At 63.5% G+C, this 19062-nt stretch carries 17 protein-coding genes; 6 read left to right on the top strand and 11 right to left on the bottom strand.

Translation table 11 applies throughout. From position 1 onward, the window contains the following. Positions 1–25: 25 nt before the first annotated feature. The 7 genes from AC1D75_RS12335 to AC1D75_RS12305 all read right to left on the bottom strand — a co-directional run bounded on the left by AC1D75_RS12335 (position 26) and on the right by AC1D75_RS12305 (position 8223). A complete protein-coding gene (locus AC1D75_RS12335) occupies positions 26–1231 on the bottom strand; it encodes an amidohydrolase family protein (RefSeq protein WP_495515486.1) in 1206 nt (401 codons plus the stop codon). Positions 1232–1285: 54 nt separating this feature from the next. Further along, on the bottom strand, positions 1286–2479 hold the full coding sequence (locus tag AC1D75_RS12330) for an acyl-CoA dehydrogenase family protein (RefSeq protein WP_495515485.1): 1194 nt from the start codon (positions 2477–2479) through the stop codon (positions 1286–1288). 13 nt (positions 2480–2492) lie between these two features. Next, the gene (locus AC1D75_RS12325) at positions 2493–3590 is read right to left on the bottom strand and encodes an acyl-CoA dehydrogenase family protein (RefSeq protein ID WP_495515484.1); all 1098 of its coding nucleotides are present in this window, start codon (positions 3588–3590) and stop codon (positions 2493–2495) included. 2 nt (positions 3591–3592) lie between these two features. Further along, complete coding sequence (locus AC1D75_RS12320) at positions 3593–4453, bottom strand: amidohydrolase family protein (protein WP_495515483.1); 861 nt, start codon at positions 4451–4453, stop codon at positions 3593–3595. Positions 4454–4469: 16 nt separating this feature from the next. Further along, positions 4470–6110 carry an acyl-CoA synthetase gene (locus tag AC1D75_RS12315; RefSeq protein WP_495515482.1) on the bottom strand — a complete coding sequence of 547 codons (1641 nt, stop codon included), beginning with the start codon at positions 6108–6110 and terminating at the stop codon, positions 4470–4472. Next, positions 6107–7336 carry an amidohydrolase family protein gene (locus AC1D75_RS12310; protein ID WP_495515481.1) on the bottom strand — a complete coding sequence of 410 codons (1230 nt, stop codon included), beginning with the start codon at positions 7334–7336 and terminating at the stop codon, positions 6107–6109. Before AC1D75_RS12310 ends, AC1D75_RS12315 begins: the two co-directional genes overlap by 4 nt. 71 nt (positions 7337–7407) lie before the next feature. Continuing rightward, the gene (locus tag AC1D75_RS12305; RefSeq protein WP_495515480.1) at positions 7408–8223 is read right to left on the bottom strand and encodes an enoyl-CoA hydratase; all 816 of its coding nucleotides are present in this window, start codon (positions 8221–8223) and stop codon (positions 7408–7410) included. A 273-nt stretch (positions 8224–8496) separates the two neighbouring features. On the opposite strand from AC1D75_RS12305, the gene AC1D75_RS12300 reads away from it, so the two are divergent. The 3 genes from AC1D75_RS12300 (at position 8497) to AC1D75_RS12290 (ending at position 11607) form a co-directional block, all read left to right on the top strand. Next, positions 8497–9252 carry a TetR/AcrR family transcriptional regulator gene (locus tag AC1D75_RS12300; protein ID WP_495515479.1) on the top strand — a complete coding sequence of 252 codons (756 nt, stop codon included), beginning with the start codon at positions 8497–8499 and terminating at the stop codon, positions 9250–9252. A 106-nt stretch (positions 9253–9358) separates the two neighbouring features. Continuing rightward, on the top strand, positions 9359–10708 hold the full coding sequence (locus AC1D75_RS12295) for a flavin-containing monooxygenase (RefSeq protein WP_495515478.1): 1350 nt from the start codon (positions 9359–9361) through the stop codon (positions 10706–10708). Continuing rightward, entirely contained in the window at positions 10705–11607 is a 903-nt protein-coding gene (locus tag AC1D75_RS12290; protein WP_495515477.1) for an alpha/beta hydrolase, read from the top strand. Before AC1D75_RS12295 ends, AC1D75_RS12290 begins: the two co-directional genes overlap by 4 nt. Here AC1D75_RS12290 and AC1D75_RS12285 read toward each other — a convergent pair. Both AC1D75_RS12285 and AC1D75_RS12280 read right to left on the bottom strand, forming a co-directional pair. Further along, on the bottom strand, positions 11594–12508 hold the full coding sequence (locus AC1D75_RS12285; RefSeq protein ID WP_495515476.1) for an enoyl-CoA hydratase/isomerase family protein: 915 nt from the start codon (positions 12506–12508) through the stop codon (positions 11594–11596). The two genes, AC1D75_RS12290 and AC1D75_RS12285, sit on opposite strands and share 14 nt — an antisense overlap. Positions 12509–12555: 47 nt before the next feature. Then, positions 12556–13236: a hotdog family protein gene (locus AC1D75_RS12280; RefSeq protein ID WP_495515475.1), complete on the bottom strand. Its 681-nt coding sequence runs from the start codon at positions 13234–13236 to the stop codon at positions 12556–12558. A 114-nt stretch (positions 13237–13350) separates the two neighbouring features. Between AC1D75_RS12280 and AC1D75_RS12275 the strand changes: the two genes are divergently transcribed. The 3 genes from AC1D75_RS12275 to AC1D75_RS12265 are packed head-to-tail and all read left to right on the top strand — an operon-like array spanning position 13351 to position 16667. Then, positions 13351–15027, top strand: coding sequence for an acyl-CoA synthetase (locus AC1D75_RS12275; protein WP_495515474.1), 1677 nt, complete (start codon positions 13351–13353; stop codon positions 15025–15027). Positions 15028–15070: 43 nt separating this feature from the next. Then, entirely contained in the window at positions 15071–15487 is a 417-nt protein-coding gene (locus tag AC1D75_RS12270; RefSeq protein ID WP_495515473.1) for a Zn-ribbon domain-containing OB-fold protein, read from the top strand. Between the two features lie 34 nt (positions 15488–15521). After that, positions 15522–16667 carry a thiolase family protein gene (locus tag AC1D75_RS12265; RefSeq protein ID WP_495515472.1) on the top strand — a complete coding sequence of 382 codons (1146 nt, stop codon included), beginning with the start codon at positions 15522–15524 and terminating at the stop codon, positions 16665–16667. 96 nt (positions 16668–16763) lie between these two features. Here the strand turns inward: AC1D75_RS12265 and AC1D75_RS12260 are convergent, their stop codons facing one another. Continuing rightward, a complete protein-coding gene (locus AC1D75_RS12260) occupies positions 16764–18038 on the bottom strand; it encodes a cytochrome P450 (RefSeq protein ID WP_495515471.1) in 1275 nt (424 codons plus the stop codon). A 72-nt stretch (positions 18039–18110) separates the two neighbouring features. Then, positions 18111–18899 carry an SDR family oxidoreductase gene (locus tag AC1D75_RS12255; RefSeq protein ID WP_495515470.1) on the bottom strand — a complete coding sequence of 263 codons (789 nt, stop codon included), beginning with the start codon at positions 18897–18899 and terminating at the stop codon, positions 18111–18113. Positions 18900–19062 lie beyond the last annotated feature (163 nt).

Here is a 19062-nt window from a genome sequence, read left to right as displayed (position 1 = left end):
GGCTCCGGTGTCGAGCGGCTCTGCGTCAGCCCACCTGAACCTTCGCCTCGATACCGAGCAGCCTGGACATGTTGCCACCCATGATCTTTCGGATGTCCTCTTCGGACATGCCGGCAAGTTTGCTGTCGATCAGACTCAACGGGTCCTGCAGTCCTTCCGGATGCGGCCAGTCCGAGCCGAAGAGAACATGATCGGCCCCGAGGAGCGCGACCACCTCGGCGTAGCTGTCCTCCCAGAACGGGTTGACGTACACGCAACGCTTGAATGCCTCAATGGGGTTCTCCAGGAACAACTGTGGCAGCTTCTTGTACGTGTTCTCGAGGTTGCGGAACAACGTCGGCAGCCAGTCCGCCCCGTTCTCGATCAGCAGGAGCTTGAGATCCGGTACCCGCGACAGGGTCCCGTGACAGGTCAACGCGGTCATCGCATCCTCGATGGCACGACTGCCCATCGCGGCCGTCCGAAAGCCCGTGGTCGGGGCGAACGGCTTGAATTCCGACGCCGGCTCCCAGATGTTGAGCACTTCGGAATAGCCACTGTCCGAGGCATGCATCGACACCGGGATGCCGGCATCGACGCAGGCCTGCCAGAACGGGTCGAACTCCTCGAAACCGAAAGACCGCGACCCCTTGAACCCGGGAACCGGTGCCGGACGCACCAGCACCGTGCGGGCTCCCCGCTCGAGGGCCCAGTGCAACTCCTCGATGGCGCGGTCCACGATCGGGAGCGTGATGACCGGCGTCGCAAAGATCCTGTCCTCGTAGTTGAACGACCACTGCTCGAACATCCACTCGTTGAGCGCGTGGATCACATCGTGTGTCAATTCCGGATCGTCCTTCAGACGTTCCTCGACAAGGGACGCCAGCGTCGGGAACATCAACGCGTAATCGACACCCAGTTCATCCATCTTCTCCAGCCGGGCCGCCGGTTCCCGAAACGCCGGAATCGATTTCATCGCCTTGCCCATGATCTCCCTGGCACTCTTGCCTTCCGGGTTTCCGTTGCGGAAGTAGTCTTCCTGCGCCCCCGGTGCGGCGACGACGGAGAAGGTCGGATTCGGGATGAACTCGCTGATCGTGTCGCGGACGACGATCTTGGTGCGCCCATCGATGTCGACGTAGCGGATCGTGCCCTTGGCGTGGTCCGGGAGGAACTTGGTCAGGGCCTCCTGTGTCTCGTACATGTGGCTGTCGGAATCGAACACCGGAAAGTTGACTTTGCGCGACGGCATGGTTGCACGCTCCTTGTTGTCAAAATTGTTGTGCACAGGGCTGATCGGCTGTTCCTAACCCGCTTTGGTCTTCGCCGGCGAATAGTCGGGGCGTCCCAGCCCGAGAGCGTGCTGGGCGATCATGTTGCGGAACACCTCCAATGTGCCGCCGTAGATGCCACACAGCGGCGCCCAGCGATACAGGTACTCCGACGCACCGTCATCGGCGGCGCCGTCTGTCTCGATCGGCAAGGTCGACGCGGTACCGAGGATGTCCATCAGATCCGGTGCGGTCTCACGCATTGCCTGGGCGATGGCCACTCGGCCGAACATCCCCGGCGCCGACAGCGACGCCTCCATCCGGGCGGCACTGCGACCGAGCCGATACGCGACCGACGAATCATCGAGAGCCCTCTTGCCAGAGGGTGTCTCACGCGATACCGCGGCCGCGACCTTGTCGACGGTTGTCGCCATGTACAAGCCCTGATGCATCATGATCGCGATGTCGTCCAGACCGTCGGGCTTGCGCTCGGTCACGCCGTGCTCGACGCTGAGCGGCCCCATCAGCACCGCCCAGCCGCCGTTCACCTCACCGAGCCGGTAACGGTCATCGACCTCGACGTCGCTGTAATAGACGATGTTCGTCCGATCCCCGTCGACGGTACGAATGCCCTGGATCTCGACGCCTGGTGAATCCAGCGGCACCAGGAACATCGTCAGGCTCTTGTGTTTCTTCGCATCCGGGTCCGTGTTGGTGATCAGGAAGACGTACTTGCAGTTGTGGGCGCCAGTGGTGAACATCTTGGACCCGTTGATGATCCAGCGCTCACCATCGCGCACGGCTCGGGTCTTGGATGTTGCGATATCCGAACCCCCCTCGGGCTCGGTGTATCCCAGGCACATCCGGATGTGACCGCTGAAGACACCCGGGAGCACCTCGTCCTGCAGTTCTTGCGAACCGAACGACAACACCGACCGCGCCACGATCGACGTTGTCCCCCACGTCACCCACGGGGCGTGCGCCCGCCGCTTCTCCAGTTGCCAGATGCGTCGTTGGATCCGAGTGAAGCCACCCTCGGACTCCGTGTGGAACTCGGCCGAGAGATAGCCTGCCGCACCCATTGCCACATGCACTGCCTCGTCGAAGTTGTCGCCGGTTTCGCGATCTCGGCGGATCACCTCGTCGGTGACATGTGTGCCGAGAAATGCACGCGCCTCATCGAGAAACGCCTGATCGTCTGCTGCCAGTTCAACCTTTGAGAAATCCATGTCCGCTCCCCTCCTAGACCGTGACCGGCGTCGACGAATGCGCCCCAAGCGCGTCCTGCGCGCTTTCGCGAGCCCCGATGATCTCGGCAACCCGCCGCGCACTGACCGCTGGATCTCCGCCCGCCAGCGGCCACCCCCTGGCGCGGACGAGGTACGCGGTGGCCGCCGCCTCGGTGGTCACACCCAACCCACCCTGGATGTGGACGGCACCAGCCGCCGAGCGCGTGGCTTCCTCTGACATGTAGACAAAGGCCGCGCAGCCGAGCTCACGCCGCTCGTCCGGCTCGTTGTCGAGGAACCAGGCCGCCCGCCGTGACAGATTCCGACCCGACTCCACCACGATCGCCATGTTGGCCAGCGGATGCGAAATACCCTGCAGTGTCGAGATCGGAACGCCCATCGTGTACCGGCTCTTGGCGAACTCGGCAGCGATCTGCATCGTCTTCTCGACCAGACCGGCCAGCGCCGCGGCGGTCAGCACCCGCCATTCATCGCACGCCAGTTCATATTCGGCGATCGCATCCGGTCCACTGGCCACCACGGTGCGATGGCCGCCCCCGGCGGGATCCACCCAAGCCATCGGGAGGTACCCGATGTTGTTCACCCGGGTCGGCCGGGTGTCGGCGGTCAACCTGACGATGTCGTCGCCGTCTCGCAGAATGATGTGATCGGCCGCCGACGCCGCGGCCACCAGCCGGGTTCCGTCCACCTCGTCGCCGTGCGGGTCCAGCGCAACCAACTGCCGACCCGCTACAACATCGAGGACGAACGGCGAATCATCGTTCAGCGCACCGATTCTGGCCAGCAATCGCGCCGCGCACACGTGATCGATCCAGGGCACCGGTGCGATCGACCTGCCGATCTCCTCGGCCACCAGCGTGAGATCGACCAGAGTGGCACCGTCACCGCCGACCGACTCGGGCACCGCCATCGACGTGGCACCGGTGGCACACAGCCGTTCCCAGAGGTTTTTGTCGATGCCCTCGGGTTCGGCGGCACGAACCACCTCGATCCCCGAATGGGTGCTGAAGAACTTCGAGTAGGCCGCCTGTAGGTCGAGCTGGTCGGGCGACAGGGTGTAATCCAACCTGCGCAATTCGTAGCGGTCCATGATCATCGCTCCATATCCGGGGTCACTGCTCCTGGTTTCGGGCCGGGGAAGAAGAAGTCCTGAGCGTTGTTGTAGAGGTAGTTCTCGAGCACCTCGGAAGGAAGATCGAGTGCTGCCGCTTCCGGCAATACCCGCCGCATCGGCAGTACCGGCCAGTCCGAACCGAAGATGATCTTGTCCCGGCCGCGGGTCCGCATGTAATGCAAGAGGCTCTCCGGCAGGCGTTTCGGCGACCAGGCCGATGTCATCAGCCGCAGATTGCTGTACTTGACGAGAAGCCGGATCGCCACATCCCACCAGGGATCGGCCCCGTGGATCATGCACAACCGAAGCTCGGGGAAACGCACACAGACCCGATCGAGGTGGATCGGATGTTGCACCTCACCGGGTATCGGCGGGCCGGGTATCCCGGTGTTGACACAGAGCGGCAGGTCCAGGTCCACGCACTTCGTGTAGAGCGGGTAGTACACCGCGTCACTGGCCGGATACATTCCGTCGCCCCAAAAGCTCGGTCCCACCACCGCATACGTCACCGGCAGGTCCCGCACAACCGCGGTCAGCTCCCGGAGGGACGGCATCGGCTTGAGCAGGTTGATGCCGCCCATCGCGAGGGTGAACCGATCGGGCTCCGCCTCGACGAACTTGCGGGCGGTGGTCGACGGCGTGGCGAGGTTGTCCATCAGGATCGCCTTGCGCACACCCTGCTCATCCATCTCGTCGAGTAGTTCGGCCATATCCACCGGCCCGAACATCGACTTGGGACCCTTGAAGTAGTCGTCACGCACCTTCAGCATCCAGCCCGGTTGCCGTGCGGTCTCGCCGAAGTGGACGTTGACCAGGCAGTCAATTGCTTGTGTTGGCATGTGAACGAATCCGTTTCTACAGTGCTGAGGTCACGGGACTGGCTGTGTCACAGGCAGATTCCAGCTCTGCCTGCGCCCACCGGTAATCGGGCTTACCGTTACCGAGCCGTTTGACCTGTTCGACGAAGATCACCTCTTTGGGCACCTTGAACCCGGCCAACTCCAACTTGCACAACGCCCGCAAGCTCTCCGCGGTCTGCCTCGAACCGGGATCGAGCGCCACCAGCGCCACCACCTCCTGGCCCCAGCGATCACTTGCCCGACCGAGCACCAGAGCATCGGTGATACCAGGCTGCCTCCGCAGTACGGCTTCGACCTCTTCGACAAAGACCTTCTCACCGCCGGTGTTGACCACGAGCGAGTCACGACCGAGAAGTCGCACCGTGCCATCGGCGTCAAGGGTCGCCCGGTCGCCGGGGATCGACATCCGCACCCCGCCGAGTACGGGAAACGTGCTCTCGGTGGCGGCACGATCCTGGAAGTATCCAAGAGGAACGCGGCCAGCGCGGGCAGTCCAGCCGATCTCGTCGTCCCCGGGTTCGAGGATCCGGGTGCGATCGGCCGAGACAACCGTGCCGCCGGGCCGGAGTCCGAAAGTCTCTCCCAGCGCGCCCTTCTGGCTCGTGTAGAAGCCCAGACCACCGGTCTCCGACGATCCGTATCCGTCGATGACCAGCACATGCGGCAGCGCTTCCAGCAGCGCGGTCTTGTGGATCGGGTTGGTTGCCGCACCGCCGGAGGCAATGGCGTACATCGATGAGAGGTCGTATTTCTTCCGCCCCAACTCCGCGGCGATCGGCGCCGCATAGGCGTCCCCGACCATCGTCATGAGCGAGACCTTCTCCCGCTCCGCCGTTTCCAGGACCGACCCGGGATCGAAGTGGTCGCGATCGTCGAACAGCACCACGGTCTGCCCGGTCAGCAACCCCGAGAACGCCGTCCAGATACCGGCCGCATGCACCAGCGGCGACACCGCAAACCAGACCTGACCGCCGGTCAGCGCGATGTTGTGGAGGTCGGTGGCGGACTCGTAATCGTTGCCGGCCAATGACGACACATAGAGATCACTCTGCCGCCACATCACGCCCTTGGGTCGTCCTGTTGTGCCGCCGGTGCACTGCATGACGATGTCGTCGGGCGATGAGGGCAGCAGTCGGTTCGGATCCCCCTGTGCCACAGCGTCATCAAAGGTGACCGCGCCCTCGAGGTGCGGCGCATCGCTGCCATCGCCGACCTCGATCAGGTGCTCGACCCCCTCTCCGGCCAACGCCGCGGCGAACTCGGGGCCGAATGAGCGGTGGTAGATGACCGCCTTCGGGCGAACATAGGCGAGGAGTTCGGCGATCTCCCGCGCGGTGTAGTTGTAGTTGATATTGACCGGGACCACGCGAGCCTTCAGGCAGGCGATCATCGCATCCGGGTACAGGTCGTTACGCATGATCAGCGCAACCCGGTCTTGTCCACATTCCCAGCGTTCGTGCTCGGATTGTGGGGTGTGAACGCCGAGGCCTTGATCGACGAGGTAATTGGCCAGCCGGCGGGTCCGCACGGCCGACTCGGCGAATGTGCTTCTCCGGGAGCCACAGACCGTCATCACCCGATCCGGTATGGCCGACGCCACCTCGTCGAGCACATCGCCGATCGACCACTCCCTCATCGGCCCACCTTCGACTCGGGGCCGGCGCCTGCTGCAACGGATGAACGACCCAGCAGCTCCAACGCGTTGTCGCGCATAATCTTCCGGACATCCGTCTCGTTGAAATCAGCCAGATCATCGACAAACGACACCGGCGTCTCCAGTCCTTCACCGTGTGGCCAGTCCGAGCCGAACAGGATGCGCTCGACGCCGATGAGCTCCGCGAGTGCCGGCATGTCCTCTTCGTAATACGGGGCCGCCCACACGTGATTGCGCAGCGTCTCGACCGGATCATCGGGGAATGACCGCGGGAACTGATTGGCAAGCTTGGCCAGACGCTTGGCCAACCGGTGCATCCAGTCCGTCCCGTTCTCGATGCTCGCCACGCGCAGCGTGGGATGACGGTCGAACACCCCGTGAACGATCAGCGAGGCGATGGTGTCGTGTATGGCGCGGTCATCGACCACGATCTTGTCGAACGGGTCGGTGGTACCGAAGCCTTCGAAGTTCGATTTGCCGCCCCACATCGCAGCGATGTTGAGATATCCACTGTCGCTGAGGTGGAAGGCCACCGGTACCCCGGCTTCGGCCAGGCGCGCCCAGACCGGATCATGCAGGCGGTCGCCCAACGACCGCGGCTTCGGGATCCCTGGAACCGGCGCAGGCCGGACGCAGACCAGCTGCGCACCCTTGGCGACGACGGAATCGACCTCTGCGGCAGCTGCTTCCGGATCCGCGAAGGAGATGATCGGTGCCGTGATGATCCGGTCGTCAGGCCGCGCGAAGCCCCAATCCTCGTCCAGCCACAGGTTGAACGCGTGCAGAGACGCCATCGTCGCGGGTATGTCGTGCTTGAGCGCTTCTTCGACACCACACCCGAAGGTCGGGAACATCAGGATCGTCTCGATGTTCTGCTCATCCAGGATCGCAACCCGGGCACCGCGCTCGCGATACTCGGGGCGCATCTCGATGCTCTCGACCTGCATCAGGGAGGCCGGGTCGACACCGTCGGGGATCTGACCCCGGAACATCAGGTCGAGACAGCCCGGCACGATGATCGGGTCGAACGACGGATTGGGGATAAATCGGTTCACCCGGTCACCGATGATCGCCATCGTGTGCCGCCCGTTGTCGGCGAACTGCACACCCCGGCGGCGGAACTTCTTGTCCAGGTGGCGCGTGAAGGCGTCGAGCGGCTCGTAATAGTGATTGTCGACATCAATCGCCTGGTACGGAAGCTTCGGCATTGAGTGTCCTTTCGATCCGGCGAGCGGTGAATTGTGTTGTTGGAGCACCCGTTGCCGCGCAATGGAGCTGTTCACTGCAGCGGCGGGAAGTTCGGCTTTCGTTTCTCGAAGAAGGCCAAGATGCCTTCGGTGAAGTCCGGCCGGGTCAGAGACTGACCCATCAATACCCCGGCGCGGGAACCGGCTTCGCCCATATCACCGGTCGAATCCCGATACGCCTGTTCTTTGATGTGCGCCAACGAACTCGGAGCACACTGCAGGGCAATACCTTCGGCGTATTCGAGCACCCGCTCCATGAGCACCTCGGTGGCGACAACCTCTTTGATCAAGTGGAGATCCGCGGCCTCGTCGGCGTAAAAGGTGCGGCCACTGAGCAGCAGGTCCATGGCCACACCCCATCCGACCAGACGCGGGAGTATCCAGGAGATGCCGTTTTCGGCGACCAGGCCCCGCTTGGCGAAGGGTGCCGCGAACTTCGCACCCGTGGTGGCAAACCGGACATCGCACATCAGGGCCAGCACCAGACCGATGCCGACGCAGGGACCATCGATGGCCGCGACAACGGGTTTGCGCAAGCCGGTCAGAAACGACACCGGCCGATCTCCGATGATCTTGCTGATGTCGATGTCACCCGTGCGCGCCAGCGAGTCACCGATGGTCTCCGACGATCCCAGGTGTGCGCCTGCACAGAACGCACCACCACTGCCCGCGACGACCAGCACGCGAATATGCGGAGCCGCCTCGGCGCGATCGACACACGCGTAGAAGGCATTTGCCATGTCGATGCCCCAGGCGTTCATCCGATCCGGACGGTTCAGCGTGAGAACCGCAACCCCGGTTTCGGTCTCGGAATACAGCACGGGGTGATCGATATCCGCCTCGGACACGGCGGCACCTCCTGAATTGGGTAAACAGCCCCGAGGACTCTCTGGCACCACTACTGTATACCTATCGGTAGTGCATTCCACAAGGGTTTGCACAGGCCACGGGGGCCACCCTCACGTCGGCCGAGCCCGCTGCCGCATCAACAAACGGAGACCCAGCTCACAGGACTGGCAGCGGTCGATACTGCACGGTCTTCGGTAACGTTTACGGGGACGATCAAGCACGACGGCGGACGCGCTCGTCGGCAGACGAGTGTTGACGGAAGTGGTGTGGAAATGGCAAAGCAAAGCGCTCCAGTGAAGCGGCAGAGGCGAGAGCGTGGATCCATCGATCCCAACGACATCATCGAGGGTGCCTTCGAACTCGCCGAAGAGGTCTCGATCGACAACCTCAGCATGCCGTTGCTCGGCAAACACCTCGGCGTCGGAGTCACCAGCATCTACTGGTACTTCCGCAAGAAGGACGACCTTCTCAACGCGATGACCGACCGGGCGCTGGGTCAGTTCGCCCGCCAAACCCCGTTCCCGCAGAACCGGCCGTGGCGCGAAACGCTCAGCGAACATGCTTACGGGATGCGCGAGACATTCACCGCCAACCCGATCCTGTGCGACCTGATCCTGATCCGGGGGTCGATGAGCCCACGGGCCGGACAACCCGCTGCGCAACTGATCGAGCTGGCCGTCGCCAACCTGGTCAAGGCCGGACTGTCGCTGGACGACGCATTCGACACGTACTCGGCAGTCCAGCTCCATGTGCGCGGATCTGTTGTCCTGGCGCGACTGCACCAGAAGCAGAAGGCAGCCGACCCCGAGGCCCGTGCGTACTACGAGCACCTGATCATCACCCCGGAGACGACGCCGCTGCTCTCCGAAGGCGTCGGACGCGGGCACAGCATCGGTGCGCCGGACGACAAGAACTTCGCCTTCGGTCTCGAATGCATCCTCGATCATGCGAGCCGGCTGATCGAGGCCACCTCGGCAGGGGCGGCAAAGTCATCGTCATCGCCACGCCGCAACGGAAAAGACACCTGAAGCGAGTTAGCCAAACCGCCTGCGAACACGGCGAATACAAACCAGACTCATCGAAGTGGCCTCATGGACAAGGCATACGACAACATTTCGGCTGAGATGAGATCGAATGGGCATCGCTACGGGGTCCGGATCCGCTGGTTCACGCTCCACCGGCATCATCGGTGCCGGTATCGCCGGCCTGACAACCGGCAAGATGCTCGGCGACTACGGGGTGCCGTACACCTGCTTCGAGTCCTCGGACCGGATCGGCGGCAATTGGGCCTTCCAGAATCCGAACGGTGTCTCCAGCGCCTATCGTTCGCTGCACATCGACACCTCGAAGCATCAGTTGTCGTTCCGGGACTTCCCGATGCCCGACGAGTTCCCCGACTTTCCGCACCATTCGCAGATCAAGTCCTATCTCGACGACTATGCCGAAGCCTTCGATCTCTTCGAGCGCATCGAGTTCAACCGGGCGGTCCTGCGAGCCGAGCACCACAGCGGTGGCGGCTGGACCTTGCACACCCGCGACGGCGAGAGCCATGACTTCGAGTTCCTCGTTGTTGCCAACGGCCACCATTGGGATCCCCGCCACCCCGAATTCCCCGGCGAGTTCAGCGGCGAGACGATCCACTCCCACCAGTACATCGATCCATCCGAACCCCTCGATCTGCGCGACAAGAGCATCCTCGTGGTCGGCATCGGCAACAGCGCCGCGGACATCACCGTCGAGGTCTCCTCGCGAACGCTGAACAACACCGTTTACCTGTCCACCCGCTCGGGGTCCTGGATCGTCCCCAAGTACGTCGCCGGGCGACCGGTGGACAAGTACGGACGTGCACTGCCGTACATCCCGAAACGATTGCAGCGCAGGATGATCAATGGCTTCGCCGAGTTCATCTCGGGCGATCCGGCGCAGTGGGGTCTACCGAGGCCGACGCACCGCTTCCTCGATGCACACGGCACACAGTCGATCGAACTGCCCCTGCGGCTCGGCTCCGGTGACGTGACCCCCAAACCCAATGTCCGGCAACTCGACGACCGGACCGTGCACTTCGACGACGGCACCAGCGCCAAGGTCGACGTCATCATCTATGCCACCGGCTACAACATCACCTTTCCGTTCTTCGATCCTGATTTCATCAGCGCTCCGGACAATCGCATCGCGCTCTACAAGCGCATCCTCAAACCGGGTTTCGACGATCTGGCCTTTGCCGGCTTCGCACAGTCGGTTCCAACTCTTTTTCCGTTCGTCGAATGCCAGTCCCGATTGATCGCCGCCTACGCCGCGGGGGCGTACCGGCCACCGGACGTCGACGAGATGCAGCGGATCATCAAGGCCGACGAAGACATGTATCTGCACAATGTGCTCGACCGTCCCCGACATACGCAGCAGGTCAACTTCTTCGACTACGAACGTCAGATGAGGCTGCAGGAACTCCCGCAGGGGCGGCGCCGAGCAGGAGCACAGCGGTGAGGAGTCGACTCGTGTTCTCCTCCGGCGGTGTCGACATCGATGCCTGGCACTTTCCCGCCACCGACAACCGACTTGCCGGTGGCACCGGCAGACCCGTGGTGGTCATGGCGCACGGTTTCGCCGGTACCAAGGACTGCGGACTCGAACCCTTCGGCCGGAGCCTGGCCGCCGCCGGGCTGGACGTCATCGCGTTCGATTACCGGGGTTTCGGTGCCAGTGCGGGGCAGCCACGCCAGGTCATCTCACTACCAGGGCAGGTGCAGGACTACCGCGCCGCGCTCCGGCAGGCCGCGCTACTCCCCGAAGTCGATCCGCAGCGGATGGTGCTCTGGGGTGTCTCGATGGCAGGCGGCACGATCCTTCAGGTTGCGGCCGGTCGCAGCGACATCGTCGCGCTGATCTCGCTCACCCCATTGGTGACCAGCCGCCCGGATCATCGGGCGCCTCGGGTGGCAAAGCTTCTTGCTCAAGGACTTCGAGACAAGGCCGCAGCAGCACTGGGCCGACCTCGGATCATGGTGCCCGCGGTCGGACGGCCGGGTTCGCGCGCACTGCTGGATGTGTCCGGCACGTTCGACGCCTATACGTCCATTGCCGGACCCACCTGGCGCAACGAGGTGAACGCCTCGATAGCAGTCGAGGCCATTCAGCACCGGCCCGACCGCTTCGCCGCGCAGGTGCGTTGCCACGCCCTGTTCCAGATCGCGGATTTCGACCGCTGCGTCGCCGTTGATGCCGCGATCAAGACCGCGGTGCGGGCCCGCGCGCAGATCCGGCACTATCCCTGCGATCACTTCGACGTGTATCCGGGTAAACCTTGGCACGAAACGGTTGTCGCCCATCAGGTGAAGTTCCTGACCCGCGCGTTGACCACCGGTGCAGGTCTCAGAGGTTCTTGATGTCCTCACGTTCGACGTGAAAGTGCTCGTCGCGCAATCGAAATGCTTCCCTGGTCCCGTGCTCGGCTCGCGTCTTGACAAAGTTGAACTCCCCCGGCGCGAACTGCAGGTTCGTCCCGAAGGCGTGGAAGAGGTAGCTCGCCACTTCCTCTCCCTGATACGCCTGATTCTGCTCCACCATCCGAAACGCCTCTTTGGCGATCACCACGCCATCGGCTGGCATCTTTGCCGCCTTGCGCGCCCAGTAGCGCGCAGAAGCGGTCAGGGATTGCGGGTCACAGGTCTCAGTGAAGACGCCCAGATGCTCCACCTCTCCGGCACCGATGATGTCGCCCGTCAACAACATTCGTCTGGCCAGCACCGGTCCGAGGCGATGGAAGAACATGTGCAGGCTGCCCAGAGCCGGGCCCAGGAACCGGGTCGCGGGCATCCCGATCTTGGTGTCCCTGGCGATGACCGAGATATCGCACATGAGCGCCATCTCGAATCCGCCGCCCAGCGCATACCCGCCGATCTCGCCGACGGTGACCTTCGGGAACCCCAGGAACTCGTGGTAGAAGCCAAATGACTTGCGGTCCACATTGAGTCGTCGACGCTGACTGGGCCTGCGATTCTTCGCGGTGCCCGCAGCGTTCCCGTCGGCGCCGTTCTCCTCGCCGTACCAGCCGTATGCGTTGTTCATGTCGGCACCCGTGCTGAACACACCCTCCGCGCCGCGCAACAGCGCGACCGTCACGTCGTCGTCATCGGCGACCACATCGAGGCACCGGGCCAGATCATCGCGCATGACCGCGTCGTAGGAGTTGCGGCGTTGCGGATTGTTCAGCGTGATCGTGGCGATCCGGTTGTCGCGGTCCACCTCGAACAGGACCCGGTCACTTCCAACAGTCGACGATGTCATCTGCCACACTCCTTATCGATTCGCACGGGGATGTGCGGTGGTACGCATCAGTTCGAAATCCTGCGTTTGCCGTGGCGCGAGCCCGCCAGTTGATCGGGAGGTAAGGCCACCGCGGTGACCTGCGCGCCGCACAACACCTCGTCGCCGAGCAGCAGGCGCGCCGTCGAGATGAGCTCGCGGCCCTGCGGCGACCGGTCGATCTCGAACCGCAACGGGGTGAGCACCGGCGTCGGCCGTCGGTAGGTGATGTTGAGTGAACGGGTTTTGCCCGATAGTCGTACCGCACAATTCTGGTGCTGTACAACACAATCGAAGAACACACCCAAGAACCCGCCGTGGACCAATCCCGGTGGACCTTCGTAGGACAACCCGAACTCCACCCGTCCCGATGCGCTACGGGGGTCGAGGTGGTCGAATTCGTACTCGGGGAAACACGGATTGAATGCACCGACGTCAAAGGCGTGGTCGAGGTAGATCCGCCGATCCGCACCTTGCTCATCTCCGAATCGCGGCGCCGGATTCGGTGGCGCTGCCACGGCGAGTTCGCGCTCCCACTGCTCACACTGGGCGGCAATGGCATTCATCGTCGGGTGCTCATGTTCGAGTGAGAGTGCCACGTCTATCAGCCGGCGGATGGCCGCTGCGGCGGCGACCGTCTGGCCCAGCGGCGCTTCACCATAGCTCGGTCTGACGCTCTCGGCCGAGGTCACCCGTTCATCCGGCGCCATGGTCCCACTCCTTCAAAAGCTTGTCGCAAAAGACTGTCGCAGGCATTCCCGTATACCTTACAGTAGTGGGCATCGGGCCACCTGTGGCCGCGAAGCCGCCATCGAGGAGGAATTGTGTCCAACACGGAGACCGGGGCCGAACCGACAACTACCGAGTTCACCGTTGGAGCGGCTGCCGACGTCGTCGCCGCCGCGATCGGCGACCGCGTTTTCATCTCCCAGGGCGACGCTCACTACACCCACGCCCAGGTCGCGGACCGCTCCAAACGCCTTGCCTCCTACCTCCATTCGTGTGGACTGGGTGTGCACAGCGAACGCGATGGACTCGCCGGCCACGAAACCGGTCAGGATCTGCTCGGCATCTACGCCTACAACGGCAACGAATACATCGAGGCGCTGCTCGGTGCCTTCCGGGCCCGCGTCGCCCCGTTCAATGTGAACTACCGGTACGTCAGCGACGAGCTTCGGTACTTGCTCGCGGACGCAGGCGCCAGTGCGCTGGTCTATCACTCCGTGTTTGCCCCACAGCTCGCCGCGGTGCTGCCCGACCTCCCACACCTGCGAGTGCTCATCCAGATCGCCGACAACTCGGGAAACGATTTGTTGCCCGGCGCCGTGGACTACGAAACCGTCATCGCCGAGAGCTCCCCGGAATCACCGCCCGTCGAACCTTCGCCGGACGACCTGTACGTCCTCTACACCGGCGGAACCACGGGTATGCCCAAGGGTGTGCTGTGGCGTCAGCACGACATTTTCGTCGCCGCCTTCGGTGGCCGGAATCTCGCCACCGGTGAGCTCGCACGGTCGTACGAGGACATCGCCATCCGCGTGGTCGACAACCCCGGCATCAAGATCGTGGTGTTGCCGCCGCTGATGCACGGAGCCGCCCAGTGGGCCGCCATGCAAGCGCTGAGCACAGGCCAATCCCTGGTGTTCCCCACCGTCGTCGACCATCTCGATCCCCAGGACATCGTCGCCGCGATCGAACGAGAAAAGGCCGGGGTGGTGATGCTCGTCGGTGACGCCGTTGCACGGCCGCTGCTCACCGCGCTGGAAGACACCTCGGCCGACCTGACGTCCCTGTTCGCCGTGGCCAACGGTGGGGCGATCCTGACGCCGACCATCAAGGCACGACTGATCGACGCACTCCCCAATGCCATCGTGATCGACGGTGTCGGGTCGTCCGAGACCGGCGCGCAGATGACCCACTTGTCCACTGCGGACGCGGTTTCCACCGGTACGTTCAATCCCGGACCGGACACCTTCGTCCTTTCGGAGGACCTCCAGGCGGTCCTCGAACCCGGACACGACGGCATCGGATGGCTGGCACAGCGCGGACACGTACCGCTGGGCTACAAGGGTGACGAAGCGAAGTCCGCGAAATCGTTTCCCACCGTTGCAGGCATCCGCTACTCATTACCCGGTGACCGCGCACGACTGCTCGAGAACGGCACCGTTGCACTGCTCGGCCGGGATTCGGTGACCATCAACTCCGGCGGTGAGAAAGTCTTCGTCGAGGAGGTCGAGATGGCCATCGCCTCGCACCCGGCGGTGAGCGATGTCGTGGTGGCCGGACGTCCCAGTGATCGCTGGGGTGAGGAAGTCGTTGCGGTGGTGTCGCTGATCGATGGCGCAACAGCAAGTTCCGAAGACCTCGTGGATCACGCGGCCAAATCACTCGCCCGATACAAACTGCCCAAGGCCGTTCTGTTCCGGACTGCGATCCAGAGAAGTCCCGTGGGCAAAGCCGACTATCGCTGGGCGCGAAAGGAAGCGGCCACCGGCCACTGATCGGCGTTCCACCCCATCTGCAGAACCACGAATGGAGTGCTTGATGCAAAAAGCCTTGGCGCCGGAGATCTCGACCTGGCCGAACGAGGATCCCCAGCTGATCGGAAGTCGTTGTGGCGACTGTGAGGCCACGGTGTTTCCCGAACACAAACTCTGCCCGCGATGCAGCAGCGATCAGGTGTCGGCGGCGCTGCTGCCGCGCCGCGGAACCCTGGTCGCGTGGACCACCCAGGGGTTTCTCCCGGGAGCTCCGTACGCCGGGCGCGAGACCATGAAGACCTTCACGCCGTTTGCGGTCGGTCTGGTCCAGCTCGGCGATGTGGTCCGGGTGGAGGGTCGATTGACCGAAAGTGACACCGCCAAACTGCAATTCGGGATGGACGTCGAGCTGACGATGATCCCGTTCACGGCCGACGACGACGGCAACGAGATCGTGACGTTCGCCTTCCAGTCCATCTGACACCGCGCTCACCGACCACCAGAAAGGTTTGAAGATGACAGAGGTCGCGATCATCGGAGTCGGACTGCACCCGTTCGGCCGGTTCGAAGGCAAGTCCGCCATGGAGATGGGCGTCGACGCCGTCCGCTATGCACTCAAAGACGCCGGCCTGGAATGGAAAGACATCCAGTTCGGTGTCGGCGGCAGCTGGACGGTCGCCAATCCGGACAACATCGTCGGAATGTTGGGGCTCACCGGGATTCCGTTCACCAATGTGTTCAATGCCTGCGCCACCGGCGCCAGCGCAACTCAGGTGTGCGCCGACACGATCCGCGTCGGCCGCTATGACATCGGGATCGCGATCGGCCTGGACAAGCATCCGCGCGGTGCGTTCACCGAAGACCCGACCCTGGTGGGGATGCCGAAGTGGTATGCCGAGAACGGTCAATACCTGACCACGCAGTTCTTCGGCATGAAGGCCAATCGCTACCTCCACGACCACAACATCTCACCGCAGACCCTGGCGAAGGTGGCCGCCAAGAACTACCGGAACGGCGCCCTCAACCCGAATGCGTTCCGCCGCAAGCCGATCTCCGAAGAAGACATCCTGGCCTCGCCGATGCTCAACCATCCGTTGACGCACTACATGTTCTGCGCACCCGACGAAGGTGCCGCCGCGGTGATCATGTGCAACGCCGACATCGCCCACCGCTTCAAGACCAAGCCGGTCTTCGTGAAGGCCGTTGAGCTGCGGACGCGCAGTTACGGTGCCTACGAGGTCAACACCACCTACGGCCCCGTCGACGAGGACGTGGCGCCCACCGTCTACGCGTCCCGCGCCGCGTTCGAGGCCGCGGGGGTATCACCGGAGGACGTCGACGTGATCCAACTCCAGGACACCGACGCCGGCGCCGAGGTCATCCACATGGCCGAAGCGGGCTTCTGCGCCCACGGCGACCAGGAGAAGTTGCTCGCCGAGGGCCTCACCGAGATCAGCGGTCCGATGCCGGTCAACACCGATGGTGGCCTCATCGCCAATGGTGAGCCGATCGGGGCCTCCGGCATCCGGCAGATCCACGAGCTGGTGCGCCAACTCCGCGGTGAGGCCGGCGACCGCCAGGTCGGCGGCAACCCGAAGGTCGGGTTCGCCCAGCTCTACGGCGCCCCCGGCACCGCAGGCGCCACAGTCCTGACCACCTGACCGCACCCCCGCACCACCAAACGCTCCGCTTGTACGAAGACGCTCCGCATATTTGCGGAGCGTCTTCGTACAGGCGGAGCGTTTGCGCGGGGCGGCTCAGGCCAGGCTGACCGACATCCGTTTGACCCCATGGACGAACGTGCTCTGGAGGTATTCGGGTTCACCGAGGGTGACGTCGGGAACCCGGGTCAGCAGTTCGTAGAAGAGATGGCGCAGTTCCATTTTCGCGAGCTGCGCTCCCAGGCAGTAGTGCGCTCCCCCGCCGCCGAAACCGACGTGGGGGTTGGGGTCGCGCGTGATGTCGAACTCGTGGGGACGATCGAAGACTTCCTCGTCGCGGTTACCCGAGCAGTAGAACAGACCGAGCTTTTCACCGGCCGTGATCTTTGTGCCGTCGAGTTCGGTGTCGACCAGTGCATGCCGTGCAAACGAGACCACCGGCGTCGACCAACGGACGAACTCGTCGACGGCGGTGTTGATCCTCCCGTCGAAATCCTCCAGTAGCCAGGCCTTTTGGTCGGGATTCTCGACCAGCGCCTTGAACACGTGGGTCGTTGTCTGCTTGGTGGTGTCGTTGCCTGCCGAACCGAGTAGCACCATGAACGAGCCGATATCGGTGTCGGACACCTTGTGCCCATCGACCTCCGCGTTGATGATGTTGGTCATCAGGTCCTCGCGCGGGTCTTCGCGTCGACGGGCAGCGAGTTCGATCCCGGCATTCTGGAGGATCCCGAGCTGACCCATGACGTGCATCGCCCGCTCCTCCAGGGACGCGTACTCGTCATCGCTTCCGCCCATGAGACTTTCGGCAGCGTAGGCGACGGCCTCCTGATTCTCCGGCTCGATGCCGATCATGTCGGAGATGGTCTTCATCGGCAGCTTCGTCGACAGGGACGACACGAGGTCGAACTCTTCACCGGTGCGCAGCCGCGTCAGGAAATCGTCCACCACCACACGCGCATTCGTCCGGATCTGATCCTCGATCCGCTTGACCTGCCGCGGCGTGAAAGCCGAACTGATCAGCTTGCGGTGCCGGGTGTGATCTGGCGGATCCATCGCCAGGAAATAGGTTGTCATACGCTGGATCTCGGCAGGCATCGGATCGAGCGACACCCCCAGACTGGATCCGAAAACGGCGTTGTTCTGGCTGACCTCACGGATGTCCGCGTGCCGGGTCAGCGCCCAGTACCCGGTCTCCTCGTGTGGAAAGACCGCGGACACCGGAGCATGCCAGCTCAGACCCTTCTCACCGCGCAACTGGGCGAATGTCTCATCACGCGTACGGAAATCACCGGCCTTCCAGAAGTCCTCGGCCGAAATGTCGAGCCGGTGATACGGATGCGGTGAAACCGGCGCACTGTCGATGGTCATCGATACCCCTGGATCTTGTTGTTTGGCTGAAACTCTGGAGAGTCACCCCGCAGGACTTCGCGACGGTCGCCGCTACAGCGCGATCGGTGGCCCGGCCATCATCGACGAGACAAAGCCACCGTCGACGTGAATGTCTTGTCCCACGATCCAGCCGGCTCCGGGTGAACCGACAAAGTCGATGACCGGAACGATGTCTTCGACGCCTGCATGCCTGCCCACGGTGGCCTTCACCGAATCGAGTACGTCCTTGCCCATCGATGCCTCGAAATCGGTGAGGATCGGGGTCTCGGTGGGCCCCGGACTGACGATATTGACCCGTACACCGTATTTCGACAGTGCCGGGCCCGCAATCCGTTTCGCGAACAGGATCGCCGCCTGTTTCGACGTGCTGTAGACGGGGTAGTTCGGATCCTGCGTCGCCTGCCATGCCACCACCGCAGCCGGTTCGGTCGCATCGAGCAGTCCGGCGAGATCTGCGGCCCGCTGCTCCCAGCCCAGCGCCGCCACCGAGGCGACCACCACGACTGCGCCGCCGGTGTTCAGCAGCGGCAGCATTCCGGCGGTCATCAAACGCATGCCCAGGTAGTTGACCAGCAACACGTCATCGGCAGGCGCCGTCCCCGGGACGCCGGCCACATGGGCCAGCAGGTCCCAGCCGGAGCCGATGTCATCGAGGAGCGCCGTGATCGCCGCCGGATCACGCAGATCAACCTGGCGATGCTCCGACGCCGGTGTCGCATTCGGCTTGACATCAACTGCGAGAACGTAATCCCCCCGCGAATGGAAGTGGGCAGCGGTCGCCGCACCGATCCCCGACCCGGCTCCCACAACCACCACTCTGCGCTGCTGTGCACTGCTCATGTTGCCACAACCCCGTCGTCGTACGATTGACTGTAAGTCCAACAGTAAACGGTTTGGTCGCGCCAGGGCAATAAATCCACGACTTCTTGGCTTGCACGCGAAACAGATATAGTATGGCTTACGGTATCAGGCAACAGTGGGCGCTGCCCCGGCAGTCGTGCGG

This window comes from Williamsia sp. Y712, from assembly GCF_059445525.1.
Note: the sequence above shows the minus strand (reverse complement) of the source record. Positions and strands in the feature narration are given on the sequence as shown.

What these genes read in the sequence shown, in the direction of transcription:
- AC1D75_RS12315 (WP_495515482.1), bottom strand. Translation starts at nt 6,110, where the DNA reads ATGAGGGAGTGGTCGATCGGCGATGTGCTCGACGAGGTGGCGTCGGCC.
- AC1D75_RS12270 (WP_495515473.1), top strand. Translation starts at nt 15,071, where the DNA reads ATGCAAAAAGCCTTGGCGCCGGAGATCTCGACCTGGCCGAACGAGGAT.
- AC1D75_RS12335 (WP_495515486.1), bottom strand. Translation starts at nt 1,231, where the DNA reads ATGCCGTCGCGCAAAGTCAACTTTCCGGTGTTCGATTCCGACAGCCAC.
- AC1D75_RS12295 (WP_495515478.1), top strand. Translation starts at nt 9,359, where the DNA reads ATGGGCATCGCTACGGGGTCCGGATCCGCTGGTTCACGCTCCACCGGC.
- AC1D75_RS12255 (WP_495515470.1), bottom strand. Translation starts at nt 18,899, where the DNA reads ATGAGCAGTGCACAGCAGCGCAGAGTGGTGGTTGTGGGAGCCGGGTCG.
- AC1D75_RS12310 (WP_495515481.1), bottom strand. Translation starts at nt 7,336, where the DNA reads ATGCCGAAGCTTCCGTACCAGGCGATTGATGTCGACAATCACTATTAC.
- AC1D75_RS12285 (WP_495515476.1), bottom strand. Translation starts at nt 12,508, where the DNA reads ATGACATCGTCGACTGTTGGAAGTGACCGGGTCCTGTTCGAGGTGGAC.
- AC1D75_RS12280 (WP_495515475.1), bottom strand. Translation starts at nt 13,236, where the DNA reads ATGGCGCCGGATGAACGGGTGACCTCGGCCGAGAGCGTCAGACCGAGC.
- AC1D75_RS12320 (WP_495515483.1), bottom strand. Translation starts at nt 4,453, where the DNA reads ATGCCAACACAAGCAATTGACTGCCTGGTCAACGTCCACTTCGGCGAG.
- AC1D75_RS12330 (WP_495515485.1), bottom strand. Translation starts at nt 2,479, where the DNA reads ATGGATTTCTCAAAGGTTGAACTGGCAGCAGACGATCAGGCGTTTCTC.
- AC1D75_RS12300 (WP_495515479.1), top strand. Translation starts at nt 8,497, where the DNA reads ATGGCAAAGCAAAGCGCTCCAGTGAAGCGGCAGAGGCGAGAGCGTGGA.
- AC1D75_RS12325 (WP_495515484.1), bottom strand. Translation starts at nt 3,590, where the DNA reads ATGGACCGCTACGAATTGCGCAGGTTGGATTACACCCTGTCGCCCGAC.
- AC1D75_RS12265 (WP_495515472.1), top strand. Translation starts at nt 15,522, where the DNA reads ATGACAGAGGTCGCGATCATCGGAGTCGGACTGCACCCGTTCGGCCGG.
- AC1D75_RS12260 (WP_495515471.1), bottom strand. Translation starts at nt 18,038, where the DNA reads ATGACCATCGACAGTGCGCCGGTTTCACCGCATCCGTATCACCGGCTC.